We start from the raw sequence: 19,662 nt of genomic DNA on the forward strand, positions 1-19,662 counted from the left end.
CCGGCGGCGAGCCTCCGGCGGCGAGCCTCCGGCGGCGAGCCTCCGGCGGGTGTCGGGGCGTTACGACCGGATGAGGTAGGCGCGGTCGGCTTCTTCGATGCGGGTGAGGTCGGCCGGCCGGACCTGGTATCCGGTGAAGCGTGCGACGGCGGCCAGGCCCTTGGCGGCCCCGTCACGGTAGTCGGCCAGGTCCAGGTCGGCGAGGTAAGGAGCCGCGGCGGCGGGCACCGGGCCGTCGTGGGGAAGCTCCAGCGTGGCGAGCAGCTCGCCGCCCGCGGCAAGGTTGAGCCGTCGGACCGCGTTGATGTTCCAGAAGATGCTGGCCGCGCGGCCCTGCGCAGACAGCGGGCGCAGTACCTCGGCGGCGCTGCCCATGAAGCCGTTGTCCTCGACGGCGAGCACGGCGCCGTCCACGGCGAGGAAGGACACCGAGAACCGGTGGCCGRCCTGGTCCCGGGCCGACTGCAGGGTCGTGGCCGACTGCGGGTCGGCCTGGAAGGCACGCACCACGTCATCGAGACCCAGGCCGGTGATCACGGTGATGGTGGCGGCCTCGCTCAGGCCGCTCCGCCCGATCCAGGAGTAGGTCTTCTCCGGCCGCGGCGGGGTTACCGGCTCCTGCTCCCCGCGAAGCCGGTAACCGAGGCTGTCGGTCCGCTTGTGCACGATCGGGGCGGTGGCCGGCGCAGCCCACACCGTCAGCAGGTATGACTCGGCGCGGCTCACGATGTATCCGCCGGCCGGCGCCAGTGCCTGCGTCGCGGCGACGTCACCGTCCGCCGCCCCCGCGTCCGCCGCCTCCACCGCGTCGTCGCGGCCCGTTGCGTGTACCCGCAGCCGGTACTCGCCGGGCCAGGGGGGCGTCTGCTGCGCGAGACCGCCCGGCTCCACCGGCTCCCCGGGCTGTGCCGGGCCCAGTACCGAGGCCGCGCCGGCCGCTGCGGTCCAGCTCACGTCGACGACCTCGTCCCACCCGACGACCTCGACCTGCTCCGGTGGACCCGCGAGGACCTTGATGGTCACGTGGACGACCGCGGCGGCGGAACCGGCCCGGATGACAGCACCGCCAGGGACCACCTGAACCAGGCCGTTGCCGGCGAAGGCACCGTCCCCGGGAACCGCCGCCACCGGAAAGGCGCCCTCGAGCAGGCCGAAGCAGTGCCCGGCCAGCTGGACCTGCCCGTGCGCCGTGCGTGGCAGCAGGTACTCGGCGCGCCGCCTGGCGAGGGCCGCCTGCGCGTAGGCGGGCGGCATCGGTGTGTTGGTCAGCAGCTCGACCGCCGCGCCCAGCCCGACACCGATCACCGCCGGTGCGTCGGCTCCGACGCCGGGCACGGCCAGCTCGCGCAGCACCACGGCCGCGGTGGCCACCCCGAGGGCGAGATGGGCCGCACCATGCCGCGCCGCCACCGCCGCCTCGGCAGCGGCAGCGGCCGCGTCCCGGGTCGGCACGGTTGGTGCGGGTGCGTCGGGCGTGGGTGTGGGTGCGTCGGGTGCGGCGGTCAGCAGCGGTGCGATCTGAGGATGCCCGGCCAGTGCCCAGGCCAGGTCCGCCACCAGCGTGGTCGCGCCGCGACGGACCTGATCGAGAGTGATGACGGCCCGGCCCGCCTCATCGTCCTCGCCGACATAGACACCGGCGTAGAGAACCGAGCCCGACGGCGGAGGCGGCAGGAGCCCGGCCACCCCGGTCGGGGCGCCCGCGGTGGGGAGGACGTCGACGGCCAGCTCCAGCGCGCCGAGCAGACGGTTGACGAGTGGCGACCCGAGCGCGCGCAGAGCCCGCACGACAGGCGACTCTGCGGAGCCTGCCGGCCACGGCGGCACGACCACCTCTGGCCCGGGCGCGCGCGGGGTGGGTGCGGGCCTCGGCTGCACCGACCCGAGTTGGCCGGTCTGAACGCCGCGGGGCCATGGTCGTGGAGGTAGGGGTGCCCCGGCCCGCCGCGATCCCGGCCGGATGCCGGCCTCGGTTGCCTGCACACGGAGGCGCCCGAGCTTCGCGGCCGGCCCGAGCGGTACCCGCCCGGCGAGATCTGGCAGCACCGCCGCGACGGCCACCGCGAGAGCAGCCAGCACCGGTGCCGGAGCCTGCATCCGATCGGCGGCCGAGGCAGGGCCGCTGTCGACGGGCAGGGGCCTGCGGGTCGCCCAGTACTGAGCAGGGTCCGGAGGGCCAGCGAAGGCCGCCATGTCCGTCACTGCATCGCTCCCGATCGTCGTCATCTGTAGCGGCCGGCGACCATCGACTGCTCCTGGTGGTCGGGCCGTTCCCCGATGGCGTGAACGTAGCGGGCGCCACCGACAATTCGGCGCTGCGCGGGATGGATCCCGCTCCGATGGCCGGTTCCCGGGCCCGCCGGCTTCGGCGTATCCAGACGCGGAAGAACACGGGAGGCAGCGGACCTGAACGAGACGACCAGGATGAATCGGCCTGGATGAGTCGGCCGGGGATGACACGACCGCGGTCACCAGCGGCGCTGGGGCTGGTGCTTCGCGGTCGGTCGCGGTCGGACCGCCGACGCGGCAGGTGCCCCCGAACACCCTCCCCGTCCCGCATCGGCGGTCCGACAAGTCTGATCCAAGACGGGATTGGACCGCCGAACCTCGTACCTTGCCGGTTTTTGTCCATCTCGCGGGGAAAATTGTTCTACAGCGACTGGTGTGGCGAGTGATACCTCGGTCACGGCACCTGCGGTGCGATCGTGGATGAGTGATGGATCTTGCATCGGCCAGGTGTTGTTGATTGGTGTCGCTCCCGGTTGTTGTGGCGCCCTGGGTCGGGATGGCCGCATTCCGGAGATCGCTCGGGCGACCCTGGGCTTCCGGATTTCCGCAATACGTTGCAAGTCGCGTAAATTTTCCTGCTTTGGCAAGCCTGGCCCGCAAAGTGTTTTGCCCTGCTGGCCTTGTTGAGTATTTGTACCGTCTTGGCCGGTTATCGGCCCCGGGGCGTCGCCGGGCTGTGTCACTCTCCATCCGCATGGTGGGCCGGGCCCGGAACGGCACATCCGCTGAGGCGTTCAACTGGGTCGACGCCGTCGGGCCATCGGGGTCCGGCTCGGTCGCGTAGGTGCGGTGTCCCCGGCAACGGCGTGATCGTGGCTGGTGCGTATCAGGTGCTTGGCCTCGCGAGGCTGACGACGCCGTTGGCTGTGAAGGTGAACTGGGACGACGCGGGCCCCGGTGCGTATGGCTGCCTGCGGACAAGCGGGCCGGCGGCTCGTCCAAGGCTGGTTCTGAGTCCCGAGGCCTCCCGCTCCGCGCGCCGCCGGTAGCCATGCAGATGCAATTGCAGCAGGTGTCGGGCGGCCGGCGCCGTGAATGCTCCTGATCGGGACGAACTCTCCCGCTGGGGAAACGGCTGCTCAGCGGGACATCTGACCTGGCATCATGTGTGTGACCAGGCGTCATGTGCGATGGCCGGGCTAAATCGGGGTATGTGGTGCAAGCTGGTGTGTACCTTTGCTAGGTTGGTGACGATGAGCATCGATTGACCGTGTCCGTATCTTCGGAAGTTCGTCATATGGTGGGTGACCAGGACAAATGGCGGGGTGTTGGCCGGTGACGGCCTTGGGGCGCAGGAGCACGGTGTCGGTGTCTGGCTTTGGGGTCGTGCTGTCGGATGTCGCAACGGAGAGCGACGTCTGGAGGGGCTGTCGTGTCCCGGGAAACCAAACTTTCAGTTCCTGGTGCGGAGGTTAGTCCAGATATGTATCGTCCCGCGAGGAGGATTCGCGCTTCTGTTTGTGCCAACCAGACGGCCGCAGACGTGGCTGCGTGCGTTGAAGGTGGTGCTGATGCTGTAGGGGTGCTGGTCCAGGTGAAGCACCGAGCGGAGGACGCGATCGATCTGGACCATGCTGCGAACCTCATGGATATGGTTCCTCCATACGTGGGACGATATGCTGTTACCCACGCCACGGAGATCCGTGAGATATGCGATCTTCGTAACCTTGCGATCGACACGATACAGCTGCACGAGGATATTGATCCGGCAATCATTCCGGAGATCCGTCGGGGTTTCCCGCGAGTTCGTCTGCTCAAGGCGATACATGTCGTCGACGAAGGCTCGATTTCGATGGCGGAGCGCTGGCAAGGGTTGGTGGAAGGGCTGGTTCTCGACTCGGTCAACAAGATCGAAAACAGGATCGGTGGAACTGGCCTGACTCATGACTGGTCGATCTCGGCCCGGATCATCAAAGCTACAAAAGTCCCAGTCGTTCTTGCCGGGGGACTCCGTCCCGAGAATGTGTGTGAAGCGGTGCGGGCGGTCTTGCCGTGGGGTGTCAACGTGAACAGTGGGGTCGAACGGGGCGAGGTGAAGATGAGGGACCTGGTCGAGGGTTTTGTGCGAGGTGCAAATGCAGCTTGCGATTGACTGGCGTATTGATATCGCGTGCCGTTGGTTAGAGGCCTCTGAATCGCCAAGCAGGGGCTGGGGATGGGTGGCTGACGTCATTCCCAACCCGCAGAACACCGCTGAGGTCGTAGTAGCCCTGGCGCATGCCGGTCGACCGAGTGCCGGTTTCGAAGGTCTTGCAGATGCGCTGGCCCGGCTGGAAGTTATTTGGCCGGACGGTCGCGTATGGATTTTCGACACACCCATAGATCATGCCTGGCGGCTGCGTGGGCTATGCCGATTAGCCCCGAGCCTGAATCGTGACCGACTGATACGAGAGACCCTGGATGCTCTGTGGGCTCAGTTCACTGGTCGTGGCTGGCGACTTGCGCCTGAGCAGGGGGAGTCGGCGTTCGTTACGAGCGTCGCGCTCTTGGCGATCGGGGAGGCATCTGATCTGGATCTCGTTCCGGAACTCGCCGATCGGTGTATTGAATCGTGGAATTGGCTGTTGGACAACCTTGCGCGGCCTCGAAACCAGGAGTGTCCGATAGCACACACCTCCTGGGCCTTGCTGGCATTGTCCGGCCTACCCTTTGCCCGGTGGCGGAACAGTGCCTACCGGCGCGCGGTACAGGCCGGTCTGCGGCGTCTTCTGGAGGCGCTTGAAGAGCCGATCCCGATTGAGGAGGAGGCCTTCGTACGTGGACCTATACGCGATAAGTGGAGACATCCGAACCTCGCCGTAGTCATTCAGGCGATTCTCAAGACTGATCCTCCTAGACTCTTCACTCCAGCGCTGCGCGGCCAGTTCATCCAGTTGATGAGCCATCAGCTGACGGATCCGCTGGGTGCGGAAGGCGCCTTCACATTGAATGGTGCTGGTCCGATCACTACGTATTCGACGACTCATGGTGTTCAGACGATGGTCATGGTTCGTGACGCCTTCGTCCGGACGTCACCCGGTGATCTTCTGGAGCTATTCTGTCAGCTTGACGGAAGTCATCACTCGGACAGTCAGAAGATCGCTCCTGGTCCCGGTGGGAGCCCAATTCTGATGAACAGTACCGCTGGGCTTGCGGTCGGGATACTGTTTACCGCACTCGTTGCCATGTTTGCGCCGTTTGTCCTCGGTGGCGTCGCCGTGACCGATGTCTCACGCAAGATCCTCGCCTGCCTGCTTGTCTACTTCCTTGCCGTCGGATGGTACGGATATCCGGCCGCCCGCCTGTCGCAGACATCTAATCGGCATATTGCTCTCGGCATTTACGGAGCTGTCACTGCCGTGGTGCTCCCACTGGTTACATACCTGGTGACATGAGAGGTGGCAATGTCCCTGCTCGATAGATGGAACGAACTCGCGAGGGACTGGTTCGCCTGGGCCCGGGACCCTGAGCACGACGTCTACTTCTGGCATTTCAATCTTCCGTCGCTGCTGAGGATGATCCCGCCGGGCGCAGGACGAGTACTCGATCTGGGATGCGGCGAGGGTCGCGTCGGCAGGGAGCTGCTAAAGGCCGGTATGGAGGTCGTCGGTCTGGATATGTCTCCGATGCTTGTACGAGAAGCGGTGGATGCCGCACCGGATTTCCACGGAGTTCTCGGCCGCGGTGCCGAGCTGCCGTTCAAAAGCGACAGCTTCGATCTTGTGGTTGCTTCGATGTCGCTACACGACATGGTAGACGCGGCGACCGCTGTCGAGGAGGCTGCTAGAGTTCTCGTGCCCGGTGGTGCACTGTGCCTGTCGATCGTCCACCCATTGTCATCGTGGCAGGCGGTCCTAGCTGGGTCGAAGGACACGTCGGGGGCCAGCTATTTTGACGAGCGAGACTTTGATGAATTTGTGTGGATACGAGACAGGTCAATTCATCTTCATAGTGCTCACCGCCCCATTGAGAGCTACTTCTCAATGCTGTCGGACGCCGGCCTGATATGTGACTATATGGCGGAGCCAAGGCCCACCCATGAGATGGTGAGTCGCTTCCCAGGGATGGCGGATATGGACTCATGGCCACGTTTTCTACATATTAGAGGACGCGCATGTGGGCTGGTCGCGTCCAAGGGGTGACGGATCATCCTGGACGCGACCGTTGAGCGGAAGGGTCAGGACAGGCGCATTCCGGAGATCGCTCGGGCGACCACGAGCCGCTGAATTTCCGACGTACCCTCGAAAATCGTGTAAATTTTTGCGTCTCGATACATTCTTTCGACGGGGTGTTCGCGGCTGTAGCCGGCTCCGCCTAGGATCTGGACGGCCTTCTCGGTCACCCATACCGCGACCTCGCCGGCCTTCAGCTTCGACATCGAGCCCTCGCCGGCCGTGAACTCGCGTTCGTTGCGCCCCATCCAGGCCGCGCGCCAGATCAGCAGGCGCGCCGCGTCGATCTCCATCCGCATGTCGGCGAGCGCGAACGACACGGCCTGGTTGGTGATGATCGGGCGCCCGAACTGCTCGCGGCCGCGGGCGTAGTCGAGTGCGTACTCGTAGGCGGCGCGGGCGATGCCCACGGCCTGGGCACCGACCGTGGGGCGGCTTATCTCGAAGGTCGCCAGCGCGGTCTGCCCCGCCGAACCGGTGCCCTCCCTGGCGCGGGCGAGCCGCTCGTCCAGCTTCTCCTTGCCGCCGAGCAGGCAGCGCCCCGGGACGCGGACGTCGTCCAGGAAGACGTCGGCGGTGTGGGAGGCGCGCAGCCCCAGCTTCTTGATCTTCCGGGTGGCGCTGAGGCCGGGAGTGCCTGGGGGGACCACGAACGACGCCTGGCCGCGCGCCCGCAGCGCCGGGTCCACCGAGGCGACGACGACGTGCACGTTGGCGATGCCGCCGTTGGTGATCCACGCCTTCTGGCCGTTCAGGACCCATTCGTCGGTGGCCTCGTCATAACGGGCTCGGACCCGCATCGACGAGACGTCGGAGCCGGCGTGGGGCTCGGAGACGCAGTACGCGGCCACCTTCGGATCGGCGGCGTCGCCGAAGCAGGCGGGCACCCACTCACCGACCTGCTCCAGCGTGCCCGAGGAGGCGATCCCGGCGACCGCGAGGGAGGTGCCCATGATGGACATGCCGATCCCCGCGTCGCCCCAGAACAGCTCCTCGGACAGGATCGGCAGGGACAGCCCCGTCGGCTCGAACCAGAGCGTGGACAGCGTGTCGAAGTTGTAGAGGCCGATCTTCGCCGCTTCCTGGATGACCGGCCAGGGAGTCTCCTCCCGTTCGTCCCATTCGGAGGCGGCGGGCCGCACCACTTCCTCGGCGAAGCCATGCACCCACGATCGCAGCTCCGTCTGCTCGTCGGTGAGGTCGAGACTGAAGCTCATGGTGTCCCTCCGTCATCCCGGCCGGCGTTCCGGCGCGCCCCGGATCGACACGTGAAAGGCCCGACAGGTCCTACATTCTCCTTGAACTCCTTGAACCTACCGTCGGGTAGCCTTGGCCGCGATTCCCGGCGACCGAACTGACGGTGACGAGAGCGAGGCGGCAACGTGACGGATGCGCCGGGTACGAACGCGCCGGGTGTCGAGCACCCTGACGCCACCATCGACTACGACGAGTTCGGGCTGCTCCACGAGAACGCCGAGGAGCTGGGTCTTCCGCACCATGGCAGGCCGGACGTCCGCCGCGGTCACCTCGAGATCGAGCCGGGGCGCCGGCTGAGCTACCTGCGGTGGGGCTCGGCCGAACCCGAGGTCGTCTTCCTGCACGGCGGCGGGCAGAACGCCCACACCTGGGATTCGGTGGTGCTGGCGCTCGGCCGTCCGGCGGTCGCCTTCGACCTGCCCGGGCACGGGCACTCCTCCTGGCGCCAGGACCGGGACTACGGACCGTGGGCGAACGCCGACGCGATCGCGGCGGGCATGGTGGCCGTCGCGCCGAAACCCCAGCTCGTCGTCGGGATGTCGCTGGGTGGCGCGACCGCCATCCGCCTGGCGGCAACCCGCCCGCACCTGTGCCCACGGGTGGTGCTCGTGGACGTCACCCCGGAGTCGGCCGCCAGAGTCCAGGCGATGAGCACGACACAGCGTGGCGCGGTGGCGCTGGTCGGCGGCCCGCCCACCTTCGACTCGTTCGAACAGATGGCGCAGGCCGCGATCAGCCTCAGCCCGCACCGCCCGGCGTCGGGCGTGCGCCGCGGGGTGCGTCACAACGCCTACCAGCGGCCCGACGGCCGGTGGGCGTGGCGCTACGACCTGGGTAACGCCAGCACAGGAAAGAACAGTGTCCTCGACATGGGGCAGCTGTGGGAGGAGGTGGGCGCGATCACCGCTCCGCTGCTGCTCGTACGGGGCGGCGAGTCGCCGTTCGTGCACGACGAGGACGTCGAGCGGTTCCGCCGCCGCCTGCCGTCGATGCGTACCGTCGTGGTGGCCGGTGCGGGGCATTCGGTACAGAGCGACCGGCCGCACGAGCTCGTCCGGCTGATCGAGGACTTCTGGGCCGGCTGAGACGTCCGGGCTGGCTGAGGATCGGGGGCACCTGGGCTTGACAGCCGAGCGTCGGCCGGCCTGACGGCGGGTAACCCAGCTTCATGGCTGGAACAGACCCCGAGGTGGTCGTGGGAGAGCTGCTCGCGCGGCACGGCCGCACCTTCGCCGACGAGCTCGGTGTGGACGTCCCCGCCGACACGGCCGAGGCGATGTTCGAGCTGTTGCTCTTCGCTCTGCTGGCGAGCGCGCGGATCCGTACGTCAGTCGCCGTCGACGCCTTCCGGGCGTTGCGCGAGCAGGGCTGGACCACCACCGCTGCCGCGATGAGCGAGACGAGCTGGGCCGACCGGACCCGCGTGCTCAACCAGAGCGGCTATGCGCGCTACGACGAGAGCACCTCGCGCATCCTCGCCGACGCGTGCGGCTATCTGCTGGACACCTACGACGGCGACATCCGGCGCCTGCGGGACGAGGCGGACCACACGCCGGAACGTGAACGGCTGCTGCTCCAGAAGATCAAGGGGATCGGGCCGGTGGGCGCGGACATCTTCCTGCGCGAAGCCCAGGCGGCCTGGGACGAGCTGGTGCCCTATGCGGATCAACGTGCGTTGCAGTCGGCGGGCGACCTGGGGCTGCCCAGAGACGTCCGGACACTGAGCGCGCTGGTCGAGCGCGAGGACATCCCGCGGCTGGTCGCGGCGCTGGTGCGCACCCGGCTTGAACACGACGCCGARGAGGTGCGCAGGCAGGCGGCCTCCCACGGAGGATGAGGCCGGCCGGGCGTCCGGGAGAAAACGTTCATCGTCACGTCTTCCATCCGTCCCCCGCCGGCCGGACGGACGTAGCGTGTGTGGTGGGACGAAAGTCGCGTCCGCGGCCGCGCGTCGATGCCTCGCCCCGCAGTGGTCGGTGTGTCGGCGTGTGGGGTGCTGGCCTGGACGGCCGCCTGGCGGCGGTCGGGCCTCCAGGACACGTCCTGGCCGGGGCGTCGTCAGACGGGATGATCAGACGGGATGATCTGAGTGTGGTGGGCTGTCCGGGCCCACCATCGGCCATCCGCCGCCCGTTTCGACCTCGGCCAGCCAGCCGTGGGGAAGGAAACAAGGTGCCGACGACACGTGACGCGGAGCTTGCGCGCGAGCAGGCCTACGTCGACACCCTCTACACGCGACTCGACGAGATCCGCGAGACCACGCGTGCCCAGCTCAGGCAGGTCCTGATGGAGGCCGGCACCGGTACTCCGCAGTCGATCGTGGAGCGCGACGTGTTTGCCGCGACGCATGCCGACCGGCTTTCGCGGCTCGATGCCGCCGAAGGGCGGCTGTGCTTCGGAGCGATGGACAACGTCGACGGGGGCCGTACCTACATCGGCCGGATCGGGCTTTCCGACCAGGAGCAGGAGCCCATCCTGGTGGACTGGCGTGCACCTGTCGCGACCGCCTTCTACCAGGCCACGATCGCCGACCCACGCGGGCTGGTGCGTCGGCGCCATCTGCGGACCCGCGGCCGGCGGGTCACCGGCATCGCGGACGATCCGCTGGACCCGCAGGCGTTCATGGCCGCCGCGAGCACCGGCGCCGGAACCGATGCTGGCACCGGCACCGGCGCTGGAGCTCGAGTTGGTGCTGGCAGCGACGTGCCCGAGTCGGGGGACACGATGCTGCTGGAGGCGCTTTCCGCGCCCCGTACCGGACGCATGCACGACATCGTCTCGACCCTGCAGGCGGAGCAGGACCGGATCATCCGCGCCGATGCGAACGCGGTGCTGGTCGTCGACGGCGGACCTGGCACCGGAAAGACCGCGGTGGCTCTGCACCGGGCGGCCTACCTGCTTTACACCCACCGCGACCGGCTGCTGCGTTCCGGTGTGCTCGTGGTCGGCCCCAGCCCCGTCTTCCTGCGGTATATCGAGCAGGTGCTGCCTTCCCTCGGCGAGACCGGGGTGATGTTCGTGACGCCGGCGCGGCTGTTCCCCGGAATCGAGGCGACCGGCGAGGAACCGGTCGCGGTGGCTGTGCTCAAGGGCGACGAGCGGATGGCCGCGGTGATCGCCGGCGCGGTCCGGGACCGGCAGCGAGTCCCCGGCCGCGGGCTTCGGCTGCGCCACGGCGAGTACGAGCTCCACCTCGATCGGGACACCGTCGCCCGGGCCCGGACCAGGGCTCGCCGCAGCCGCCGCCCGCACAACTCCGCCCGTGGGATCTTCCTGCGCGAGCTGCTGAACGTGCTGACGAACCAGGTCGTGACCCAGCTGCCGAAGGGGCTGTTCGACCAGGAGGAGCGCGGCGAGATCCGGTCGGACCTGTGGACGGACCGCGAGGTGCGCCGGGCGCTGAACGACCTGTGGCCGGTGCTCACCCCTGCCCGGCTGCTGGCCGACCTCTATGCCTCGCCCGACCTGCTCGGTCGCGCCGCGGGCACCCATCTCACCGCGGCCGAGCGTGCGTTGCTGCGCCGAGCCAAGGCCGAGGAGGTCCGCTGGACCCCGGCTGACGTTCCGCTGCTCGACGAGGCGGCGGAACTGCTCGGCGACCTCGACGAACAGGCCCGCCGGGCGGAGGAGCGGCGGGCGGAGGCGGAGCGCACGGCGGAGCGCGAGTACGCCCACGGGGTGCTGGAGATGCTCGGCCTGAACGACAGGATCGACGCGGACACGATCGCGCAGCGCTGGACGGCACCGCGGCAGCGCCGGGCCGCCGCCGAGCACGCGAGCGGTGATCGCTCCTGGACCTTCGGGCATCTCATCGTCGACGAGGCGCAGGAGGTCTCGCCGATGCTGTGGCGCCTGCTGTGGCGGCGGTGCCCCGGCCGGACGGCGACCCTCGTGGGCGATCTGGCCCAGGGTGCCCGCCCGGGGGCCCCGACCAGCTGGGGCGAGCTGCTGGGGCCGGCGGTGACCCACTACGCCGTTGAGCGGCTCACCGTGAACTACCGCACGCCCAGCGAGATCATGGACGTCGCGGCCGACGTCCTGATCGCCGCCGACCCGGCTGCCGTGGCCCCGCGCTCGGTCCGTTCGGTGGGGCGGCGTCCCCGCGCCGTGCGGATCGCCGTGAGCGCGGGGGAGGTAGCGGCTGGGAGTTCCTCGGTAGCGGCGGGTGGTCCGGCGGCCGAGGGCGAGCTTGTGCGCGGCGTGGTCGCGGCCGCCATCGACGCTGCGGCGGAGGTGAGTGGCGGGCGGGTCGCGGTGATCAGCACACCCGGGCGGGTCGCGGCCCTCAGGGCGGCTCTGCGTGACGCGGCACCGGCGCTCGCGGCACCAGGCCAGCCTGACGAGCCCGAGACAGACGGGTCGGGTCACGCACGTGCAGGTCGGGCCCGCCCGGAGCCTGACCTGCTGGACGCCCCGGTCGTGGTCCTCACTGTGGCCGATTCCAAGGGGCTGGAGTTCGACGCGGTGGTCCTGGTCGAACCAGCCGAGATCGTGGCTGGGCCGACGCGGGGCCTGGCCGACCTCTATGTGGCCCTGACCCGGGCCACCCGGGCTCTCACCGTGGTGCATGCCCAGGACCTTCCCGAGGTGCTGCACAGTCTGTCGCCCTGCGCCCCAAGCCCAAGCCCAAGCCCGGGTTCGGGGCTGGGCCCGGGGTCGGGGTCGGGCGAGAACAGCGTGGCGACAGCGGCCGCGGCAACCGATCTCGGGCGCGTGGCGCCGGCGGCCGAAGCGGGCGAGGAGACCATCACGGGACGCCAGCTTCATCTGCTCTGGTGACATCGTCGGCGGCCCTGTCCGCATCTCCGCGGAGTTGACGGTTGTACAGGCGCGCGTAGGCGCCTCCAGCCTCGACGAGATCGACATGGCGGCCCTGCTCGACCACCGAGCCGTCGCCCATGACGTAGATGCGGTCGGCGTCGACGATGGTGGACAGGCGATGTGCGATCACGATGCGGGTGCGCCCGGCTCCCAGCCGGCCCAGTGCCTCCTGGACGGTGTGCTCGGTCGCCGCGTCGAGCTGCGAGGTCGCCTCGTCCAGGATGAGCACGGGTGGGTCGGCGATGAGCACTCGGGCGAGGGCCAGCCGTTGGCGTTCACCGCCGGAGAGCTGGTAGCCCCGAGCCCCGACCTTGGTGGCGATGCCCCTGGGCAGCCGGGTCAGCAGCGGACCGAGGCCCGCGTCGGTGACGGCTTCGGTGATCTCTTCGTCGCTCGCGCCCAGCCGCCCGTAGCGGACGTTCGCGGCGATGGTGTCGTTGAACAGATGCGGATCCTGGGGAACGACGCCGATGGTCGCGCGGAGCTCGCCCCAGCTGAGTTCCGCGAAGTCGGCACCGTCGCGCAGCAGCCGGCCCCGGTCGGGCAGGTGCACTCCGGACAGCAGGTAGCCGAGGGTTGTCTTGCCGGCGCCGCTCGCTCCGACGATCGCCGTCTTCTCACCGGCGCGAGCGGTCAGGTGCAGATCACGAAGCGCCCACCGGACCTCGTCGCCGGCCGGCTCCGCTGTCTCGGCCTCCGCCTCGTCCTCATCCTCGACGTACCACCACCGGCGCCGCACGTCTCGCCCCGCCGCGGACCAGGCGTTCTGACGGCCACCGAGATAGCGGAACCACACCCCGTCGACGGTGATCTCCGGTGCCTGCAGCGCCGGGCCGGTTGTCTCGGAATCGCGTGGTGCCGGGCTCCGGCCTCCCGCACCCGGCATCGCGCCCGCACCCGACATCGCGCCCGCACCCGGCATCGCGCCCGCACCCGGCATCGCGCCCGCACCCGGCATCGCGCCTGGATCCGGCACGGGTGATCGGCCTGGTACGGACCGCTGCTCGCCGAGCGGCGTTCGCACCTGCGGCGTGGTCGTGGCTCGCGGGGCCGGAACCACGGGGCCACCCACAGCCGCACCCGAACCCGAACCGGCCGCTGGAGGGCCGACGGCCCGCCTGCCCGGGGCCGCCGGGTCGGCGCGCGGCCTGGAACGGGCAGGGACGACCGGGCCGCCGCCGGTGGTAGTGGTGGTCGGCAGATTCCGCAGGTCAGGTCGCAGATCGAGCAGGCCGAAGATCCGGTCGAACGCCACGCCGGCCTCGATGAGATCGGCACGGCTCTCGGCCAGACCGGTGACCGGGCGGTAGGCGAACAACAGCGCGCTCGCGAAGGCGATCAGGGTGCCGACGGTCGTGCGGTCGGTGCTGACGAGCCAGATCCCGACGCTCATGACCGCGACGATGGCCGAGGCCGCACCGCCGGAGGACATGAGCTGTGCCTTGGCGGACACCCTGATCCGCTCCAGGGCGACCTGGCTGGTCTGCTCGGCGATGCCGGCAAGGCGGTCGGACTCGTACAGGCTCCGGCCGAACAGCCGCACGTGCAGTGCCCCCGACACCCCCGTCGTGTCGGTGATCACCGCGAAATGCGCTGACCGCAGCTTGATGTGCTCTCGGGTGAGTTCGCGACCGCGCCGCCGGCCGAGCGTCATCAGCCCGAAGACCAACGGTGAAAGGCACACGGCGACCACAGCCAGGCGCCATTCGAGCACCGCGATGCTGACCAGCCCCACCACTGCTGTCACCGCCGCGCTGATCGCGCGCGGGACCGACAGCGACACCGCGCTGCGTACCTCCGTGATGTCGGCCCCGAAGAGAGTGAGCACGTCACCGTGCCGCTGGCCTGGAAAGAAGGAGAACGGGAGGCGGAGCAGGTGGTCATGAACAGCGACGTTCRCCCGCATCGAGACCCGCTCGCCCACGCCCGCGCCGATCAGGGTCGAGGCGGCTCCCAGCGCGGCCTGGAGGAGAAAGGCAAGCAGCAGCAACGCGACCTGCCCGACGAGCGCCGCCCGGCCCTGCGCGGAGCCGTCCTCCAGCAGGCCGTCGTCGACGACGGCGCGCAGGACGAAGGGCGCGACGGCCATCGACAACGCACCGACCAGGTCGAGACCGACGATGGCGAGCAGCCGGCCGCCCTGGTCGTCGAAGAAGCGGATTCCGCGCCGGGCGCTGTCACTGGCGGTGAGGCGGGCCAACAACAGAGCCATCAGACGTGGTGCCAGGGGCACGCCGCGGGATTCCTCGCCGCGACCACCGGTGGGCGCCGGTGAGGTTCGGCTGTTCATCGCCGCTGCCCTCCTACCTGCCGTGGCCGACGGCGCGGACTGCCGCAAACGACATGATCACTCCTTGGGAGATCCAGTCGATCAGCTCTCGGAGATCGTCCCCCGCGGGTGCGACAGAAATCGGCGGTAGTGCGACGGCGACTACGAGCGGACACATCCCACGCGGAGCCTTGCCGAAGGGTTGCGTCATATATGGCCTGATAGTGGAAGTTCACAGATAACACGGATTGGCGCAAGGCGGTGACGTTGGTGGGTCACTGTGGTGCTGTGCGTACCAGACCTGGGACGAACCGTGCCGAAGCCTCGGCCGCAGTGACGGCCGGGTCCGGACCATGCGGTCCGCTGCCGCGAGCGCGTGAACGGATGCCGGGAGTCCGCGGCCGGGTGCCGCGAGCGCGCGGCCGCGGGGTGCGGGCGGTGCTGGCCGCGCTGCTCGCCGCGGTCCTGGGCGGTTCCGCCGCGTCGTGCGTTCTCGGCGCGAGCAGCGCGCAGCCTCCGTCGCCGAGTGGCACGGGCGCCGCGTGCCCGGGCACCCCGGGCGTGACCGCGGACGAGGTGCGGGTGGGGCTGCTTTATCCCGACTCCGGCAACGCGGCCTCGTTGTTCGCTCCGTTCCGCGCCGGCGTGGAGGCCCGTCTCGGCGTGGCGAACAGCGCCGGCGGTGTCCATGGGCGCCGCGTCACCTACCTGCGCCAGGACGACGGTTCACAGCCCGCCACGAACCGCGCGGCCGCCCGGACGCTCGTCGAGCAGCGCCAGGTCTTCGGGATCATGGAGTCGACCACGGCGTCCGCGGGCTCCGCCGAGTACCTGCACAGCAAGGGGGTGCCGGTCACGGGGACGTCGCTCGACTCGGCCTGGACCGTCTACGACAACATGTTCAGCTATTCGAACATGATCGCGGACGGTAGCTCCGTCTCCACCTGGGGGGACTTCGTCGCGGAGCAGGGCGGCCGCACCGCACTGATCGTGCTGACGAGCCTTTCCGCCGCCTCCGGTGAGTTCGCCGACGAGCTGAGAGCGAGTCTGGAGATCGCGGGCGTGCGAGTCGTCGGCACCGTCGATGCGACCGGCCCCATCAACCTTCGCGCGATCGGGGACCAGGTGCGCGACAGCGGGGCCGACACCCTGGTGGGCGCGGTGACCGGCACGGCGTTCGGCCAGGTCGTGCTGGGCGCCCACGCCGCCGGGGCGAAGCTGCGGGTGATCCTGACGCCCTCCGGTTACGACCAGAGCATGCTCAAGCTTTTCGGGCCGATCCTGGCCGGGGTCAATCTGTTCGTGGATTACCAGCCGTTCGAGCTGGAGCTGCCCGGTCATCGGGCTTTCCTTGAGGCGATGGCCCGTTACGCGCCCTACCTGCCGACGGCGAACCAGCAGGCGGCGCTGTCCGGGTGGATCACGGCCGACATGTTTCTCCGTGGTCTCTCAGCGGCTGGCCCGTGCCCGACCCGGCAGCGCTTCGTCGAGGGTCTGCGTGCTGTGCGTGACTATTCCGCGGACGGCCTGCTGCCCGAACCGATCGACTTCGCCACGTCGTTCGGCGAGCTCGGGCGCTGCTACACCTTCATGCGGGTGAGTTCGGACGGCACCCGGTTCGAGGTGCTGCGGCCCGCGCCGCGCTGTGGGACGCTCAGGAGCTGATTTCCGCGTCGCGTATCGACTATCAGAATCAAACGGCGGCCTTCGTAGGACCTACAGAAGGTCGCCCGGGGACCTTCGTCCTGGGACTAACGTCCTAAGGTAGTGGGATCGCACCTGTCCGTCATTGCCGATGCGCCGTCGGTGATGAAAAGATCGAGACGTCGCCCGGGGACCCCCCGACCCCGGGCGACGCGACGGGTCTCATCCCGATCGGTGACCGGCTCCCGATCGGTGACCGGCAGCCGACAGGCCCCGCGCCGCGGCCGGGCCGGATCAGAGGTCGACAACCTCATCAGAGGGCCGGCAAGGCTGGCGACAACGTCACAGCGGGTTGAGCAGCACAGCGGGTTGAGCAGCACGGCGGGTTGAGCAGCACAGTGGCTTGAGCAGCACAGTGGTCTGAGTGTCGCGGTGGCCCGCGTGACCGCGCGGCAGTGGCCCGAGCTCGAGTGCGGGTTGCGTGATAGGAGTCCTGAGGTGGGAATCGTGTCTCCGGGCTTTCAGGGCCGACCTCGCTCCGCCGGGGCGGTGCTGCCTCCCGGCCAGTACATTGCCGAGGACTTTCCAGTGCTGTCCGCCGGGCCCACTCCCCGGGTCGAGCAGGCCCACTGGGAGTTCACCATCACGACGGAGACCGGCGTCGAGCACCGCTGGGACTGGGCCGCCTTCCTGCGGCTGCCCAGTCAGTCGCCGACGGTGGACATCCACTGCGTGACCCAGTGGACGAAGCTCGGCACCACCTGGGAGGGCGTCAGCCTCGACACTCTGCTCGGCGGCGTGGAGACGGCCGCGGAGTACGCGCTGGTGCACTCGTACGGTGGGTACACCACCAACCTCCCGCTCGCCGATCTCCTCGACGGGCAGGCCTGGGTGGTGCACCGCTACGACGGCGCCCCGCTGGCACCCGAGCACGGTGGCCCGGCGCGGCTGCTCGTGCCGCACCTGTACTTCTGGAAATCGGCGAAGTGGGTGCGCGGCATCCGCCTGCTGGATCGGGACGAACAGGGCTTCTGGGAGCTCGCCGGATACCATGATCGAGGTGATCCGTGGCTGGAGCAGCGCTACCAGGGCGACTGAGCGAGCGCCTCGCCTGGCGGGTCGCCCGCCTCGTGGCCGTCCGGGCGGAGACCGACACCGCCCGCACCCTTGTGCTGGAGGTGCCCGGGTGGCCGGGGCATCTCGCGGGCCAACGGGTGGATCTGCGCCTCACCGCCGCCGACGGCTACAGCACCCGCCGCAGCTACTCGCTGGCCGCACCGGCCGACGGTGATCGCCTGGAGCTGACGGTGCAGCGGGTGCCGGGTGGCGAGGTCTCCCCGTACCTGACGGAGACCTACTCCATCGGTGACCCGGTGGAGCTGCGTGGTCCGATCGGTGGCTGGTTCGTCTGGCGGCCCACCGACACCGCGCCGGTGCTGCTGGTGGCGGGCGGCTCAGGCCTGGTGCCGCTGATGGCCATGGTGCGGGCGCGCCGCGCCGCCGGCAGCAGGAGCCCGTTCCGCCTGGTCTGCTCCGTGCGCACCCCGAGCGATCTCTACTACGCGGCCGAGCTGCGCGCGGCGGCGAGCCGTGATCCCGGGCTGGACGTGACCATCGCCTACACCAGGGCTGTCCCCGAGCACTGGACGTCGCCGCCGCGCCGCCTGCGCGTCGAGGATCTGGCGGCGGCCGGCTGGCCACCGGAGTTCGAGCCGACCTGCTACGTGTGCGGCCCGACCGGCTTCGTCGAGGCGGTCGCTGACGCGCTGGTCGAGATCGGCCACGCATCCGAACGGATCCGAACCGAACGTTTCGGGCCGAGTGGTTCGAGCGCCGCCCCCGGGCCCTCCAAGGTGTGAAACGGGGCGCTCATATGGGACGTGACATGCGGTTTCCTGGTGGGATTGGGTGGATCGACCGTGGTCGGTAAGCCTGTGCTCCGAGCCCGGACGAGCTACTAGGGAGCGCGTCATCATGTCCGTACTGCAGTGTGGAACCGGGGAGTGGCCGGGGCAGCACTACCTGCCTTCGTCGCCGAAGACGGTCACCTGGGGCCGCCTGCCCACCGCGGTGACCGAGCCGGTGCTGCAGGTGGCCTCCGGTGCCACGATCACCATCGACACCGTGTCCCATGAGGGCCTGATGGAGGATCAGGGCCGGGACCCGAAGGCCTTCTGGGCGGGTCATGATGTGGCCGGCGACGCCGTGCTCCAGGACGCGATCGACATCGCCAGGGAGGTCGAGCACTACCGCGGTCTGGACGGCCCGCACGTGGTGACGGGGCCGGTTCACATCGAGGGAGCACGGCCCGGAGACGTCCTCAAGGTCGAGTACCTGCAGCTGATCCCGCGGGTTCCCTACGGGCTCGTCTCCAGTCGGCACGGCCGGGGCGCGCTGCCCGGTGAGCTGCCCATCGACGACGACGGCGTCCTCACCGACCGCTACAGCCAGTTCTGCGACGTGGACGTGGCGACCGGCCGGGCGGTGATGCGGTACGGCGCGGGGCGGCAGATCTCCTTCCCCATCGCGCCGTTCATGGGCCTCACCGGCGTCACCCCGGTGGGGGAGAAGGCGCTCAACACGGTTCCGCCCGGCCCGTTCGGCGGCAACCTCGATGTTCGCGACCTCGTCACCGGAACGGCCCTTTACCTGCCGGTCCAGGTCCCCGGCGCGGGCTTCTACACCGGGGATCCGCATTTCGCCCAGGGGCACGGGGAGGTCTCCCTGACGGCGTTGGAGGCATCGCTGCGGACCACCGTGCGCCTCACCGTGCTGACCGGTGACGAGGCGGCACCGTTCGGCGCGGGGGTGGGTGGGCCGTTCGGTGAGACGCCCGAGCACTGGATCGCCGTCGGCCTGCACACCGACCTGGACGAGGCCATGCGGCTGGCGGTCCGGGAGGCGCTGCGGGTGCTCAGCCAGGTTCGGGACGTGCCGGTGATGGTCGCCTACAGCTATCTTTCCGCCGCCGCCGACTTCATGGTGAGCCAGGTGGTCGACGACGTGAAGGGCGTGCACTGCCTGATCCGCAAGCGCGACTTCCCCGCCTGGTAAACGCCGCCGCGCCGGATCGGGCCCGCCACCTGGTGGGTGCGAGGAGAAGCATCCGACAGTTGTCCCCCGGCCGACTGCCAAACACCTGACGCCCAGACACCGGTCACGGCCTCCGGACCGGGAGCATCATCGGGAATGAGCCCTTTCGTCGTCGGCTCGGGACCCCGGTGCCCCTGA

The 19,662-nt window shown here is 69.4% G+C and carries 13 protein-coding genes; 10 read left to right on the plus strand and 3 right to left on the minus strand.

Annotation, left to right across the window (positions count from 1 at the left end):
* Positions 1-60: 60 nt before the first annotated feature.
* On the minus strand, positions 61-1,788 hold the full coding sequence (locus tag CcI49_RS26655) for a DUF6461 domain-containing protein (RefSeq protein WP_131831186.1): 1,728 nt from the start codon (positions 1,786-1,788) through the stop codon (positions 61-63).
* A 1,924-nt stretch (positions 1,789-3,712) separates the two neighbouring features.
* On the opposite strand from CcI49_RS26655, the gene CcI49_RS26660 reads away from it, so the two are divergent.
* The 3 genes from CcI49_RS26660 (at position 3,713) to CcI49_RS26665 (ending at position 6,410) form a co-directional block, all read left to right on the plus strand.
* A complete protein-coding gene (locus CcI49_RS26660) occupies positions 3,713-4,381 on the plus strand; it encodes a phosphoribosylanthranilate isomerase (protein WP_076830422.1) in 669 nt (222 codons plus the stop codon).
* Between the two features lie 67 nt (positions 4,382-4,448).
* Complete coding sequence (locus CcI49_RS41660; protein ID WP_131831187.1) at positions 4,449-5,663, plus strand: hypothetical protein; 1,215 nt, start codon at positions 4,449-4,451, stop codon at positions 5,661-5,663.
* A gap of 9 nt (positions 5,664-5,672) precedes the next feature.
* Positions 5,673-6,410, plus strand: coding sequence for a class I SAM-dependent methyltransferase (locus tag CcI49_RS26665; RefSeq protein ID WP_076830425.1), 738 nt, complete (start codon positions 5,673-5,675; stop codon positions 6,408-6,410).
* Positions 6,411-6,445: 35 nt separating this feature from the next.
* Here CcI49_RS26665 and CcI49_RS26670 read toward each other — a convergent pair whose 3' ends face one another.
* Positions 6,446-7,657, minus strand: coding sequence for an acyl-CoA dehydrogenase family protein (locus CcI49_RS26670; RefSeq protein ID WP_054564518.1), 1,212 nt, complete (start codon positions 7,655-7,657; stop codon positions 6,446-6,448).
* A 165-nt stretch (positions 7,658-7,822) separates the two neighbouring features.
* On the opposite strand from CcI49_RS26670, the gene CcI49_RS26675 reads away from it, so the two are divergent.
* From CcI49_RS26675 to CcI49_RS26685, 3 genes are all read left to right on the plus strand, one after another.
* Positions 7,823-8,782 carry an alpha/beta hydrolase gene (locus CcI49_RS26675; RefSeq protein WP_198955635.1) on the plus strand — a complete coding sequence of 320 codons (960 nt, stop codon included), beginning with the start codon at positions 7,823-7,825 and terminating at the stop codon, positions 8,780-8,782.
* 83 nt (positions 8,783-8,865) lie between these two features.
* On the plus strand, positions 8,866-9,534 hold the full coding sequence (locus CcI49_RS26680) for a hypothetical protein (RefSeq protein WP_054564517.1): 669 nt from the start codon (positions 8,866-8,868) through the stop codon (positions 9,532-9,534).
* Positions 9,535-9,869: 335 nt separating this feature from the next.
* On the plus strand, positions 9,870-12,476 hold the full coding sequence (locus CcI49_RS26685) for an ATP-binding domain-containing protein (protein ID WP_076830429.1): 2,607 nt from the start codon (positions 9,870-9,872) through the stop codon (positions 12,474-12,476).
* Here CcI49_RS26685 and CcI49_RS26690 read toward each other — a convergent pair.
* Positions 12,445-14,808, minus strand: coding sequence for an ABC transporter ATP-binding protein (locus CcI49_RS26690; protein ID WP_076830431.1), 2,364 nt, complete (start codon positions 14,806-14,808; stop codon positions 12,445-12,447). The two genes, CcI49_RS26685 and CcI49_RS26690, sit on opposite strands and share 32 nt — an antisense overlap.
* Positions 14,809-15,171: 363 nt before the next feature.
* On the opposite strand from CcI49_RS26690, the gene CcI49_RS26695 reads away from it, so the two are divergent.
* The 4 genes from CcI49_RS26695 (at position 15,172) to CcI49_RS26710 (ending at position 19,485) form a co-directional block, all read left to right on the plus strand.
* Positions 15,172-16,452, plus strand: a complete 1,281-nt coding sequence (locus CcI49_RS26695) for an ABC transporter substrate-binding protein (protein ID WP_076830435.1) — start codon at positions 15,172-15,174, stop codon at positions 16,450-16,452.
* A 477-nt stretch (positions 16,453-16,929) separates the two neighbouring features.
* Entirely contained in the window at positions 16,930-17,529 is a 600-nt protein-coding gene (locus CcI49_RS26700; protein ID WP_076830439.1) for a sulfite oxidase-like oxidoreductase, read from the plus strand.
* Entirely contained in the window at positions 17,499-18,290 is a 792-nt protein-coding gene (locus CcI49_RS26705) for a ferredoxin reductase (protein ID WP_054564512.1), read from the plus strand. Before CcI49_RS26700 ends, CcI49_RS26705 begins: the two co-directional genes overlap by 31 nt.
* Positions 18,291-18,405: 115 nt before the next feature.
* A complete protein-coding gene (locus tag CcI49_RS26710) occupies positions 18,406-19,485 on the plus strand; it encodes an acetamidase/formamidase family protein (RefSeq protein WP_054564511.1) in 1,080 nt (359 codons plus the stop codon).
* Positions 19,486-19,662 lie beyond the last annotated feature (177 nt).

This window comes from Frankia sp. CcI49 (genome assembly GCF_001983215.1).
GTDB lineage: Bacteria > Actinomycetota > Actinomycetes > Frankiales > Frankiaceae > Parafrankia > Parafrankia irregularis.

Coding starts and splice junctions, on each gene's coding strand:
- CcI49_RS26660 (WP_076830422.1), top strand. CDS start 3,713: ATGTATCGTCCCGCGAGGAGGATTCGCGCTTCTGTTTGTGCCAACCAG.
- CcI49_RS26665 (WP_076830425.1), top strand. CDS start 5,673: ATGTCCCTGCTCGATAGATGGAACGAACTCGCGAGGGACTGGTTCGCC.
- CcI49_RS26670 (WP_054564518.1), bottom strand. CDS start 7,657: ATGAGCTTCAGTCTCGACCTCACCGACGAGCAGACGGAGCTGCGATCG.
- CcI49_RS26695 (WP_076830435.1), top strand. CDS start 15,172: ATGCCGGGAGTCCGCGGCCGGGTGCCGCGAGCGCGCGGCCGCGGGGTG.
- CcI49_RS26710 (WP_054564511.1), top strand. CDS start 18,406: ATGTCCGTACTGCAGTGTGGAACCGGGGAGTGGCCGGGGCAGCACTAC.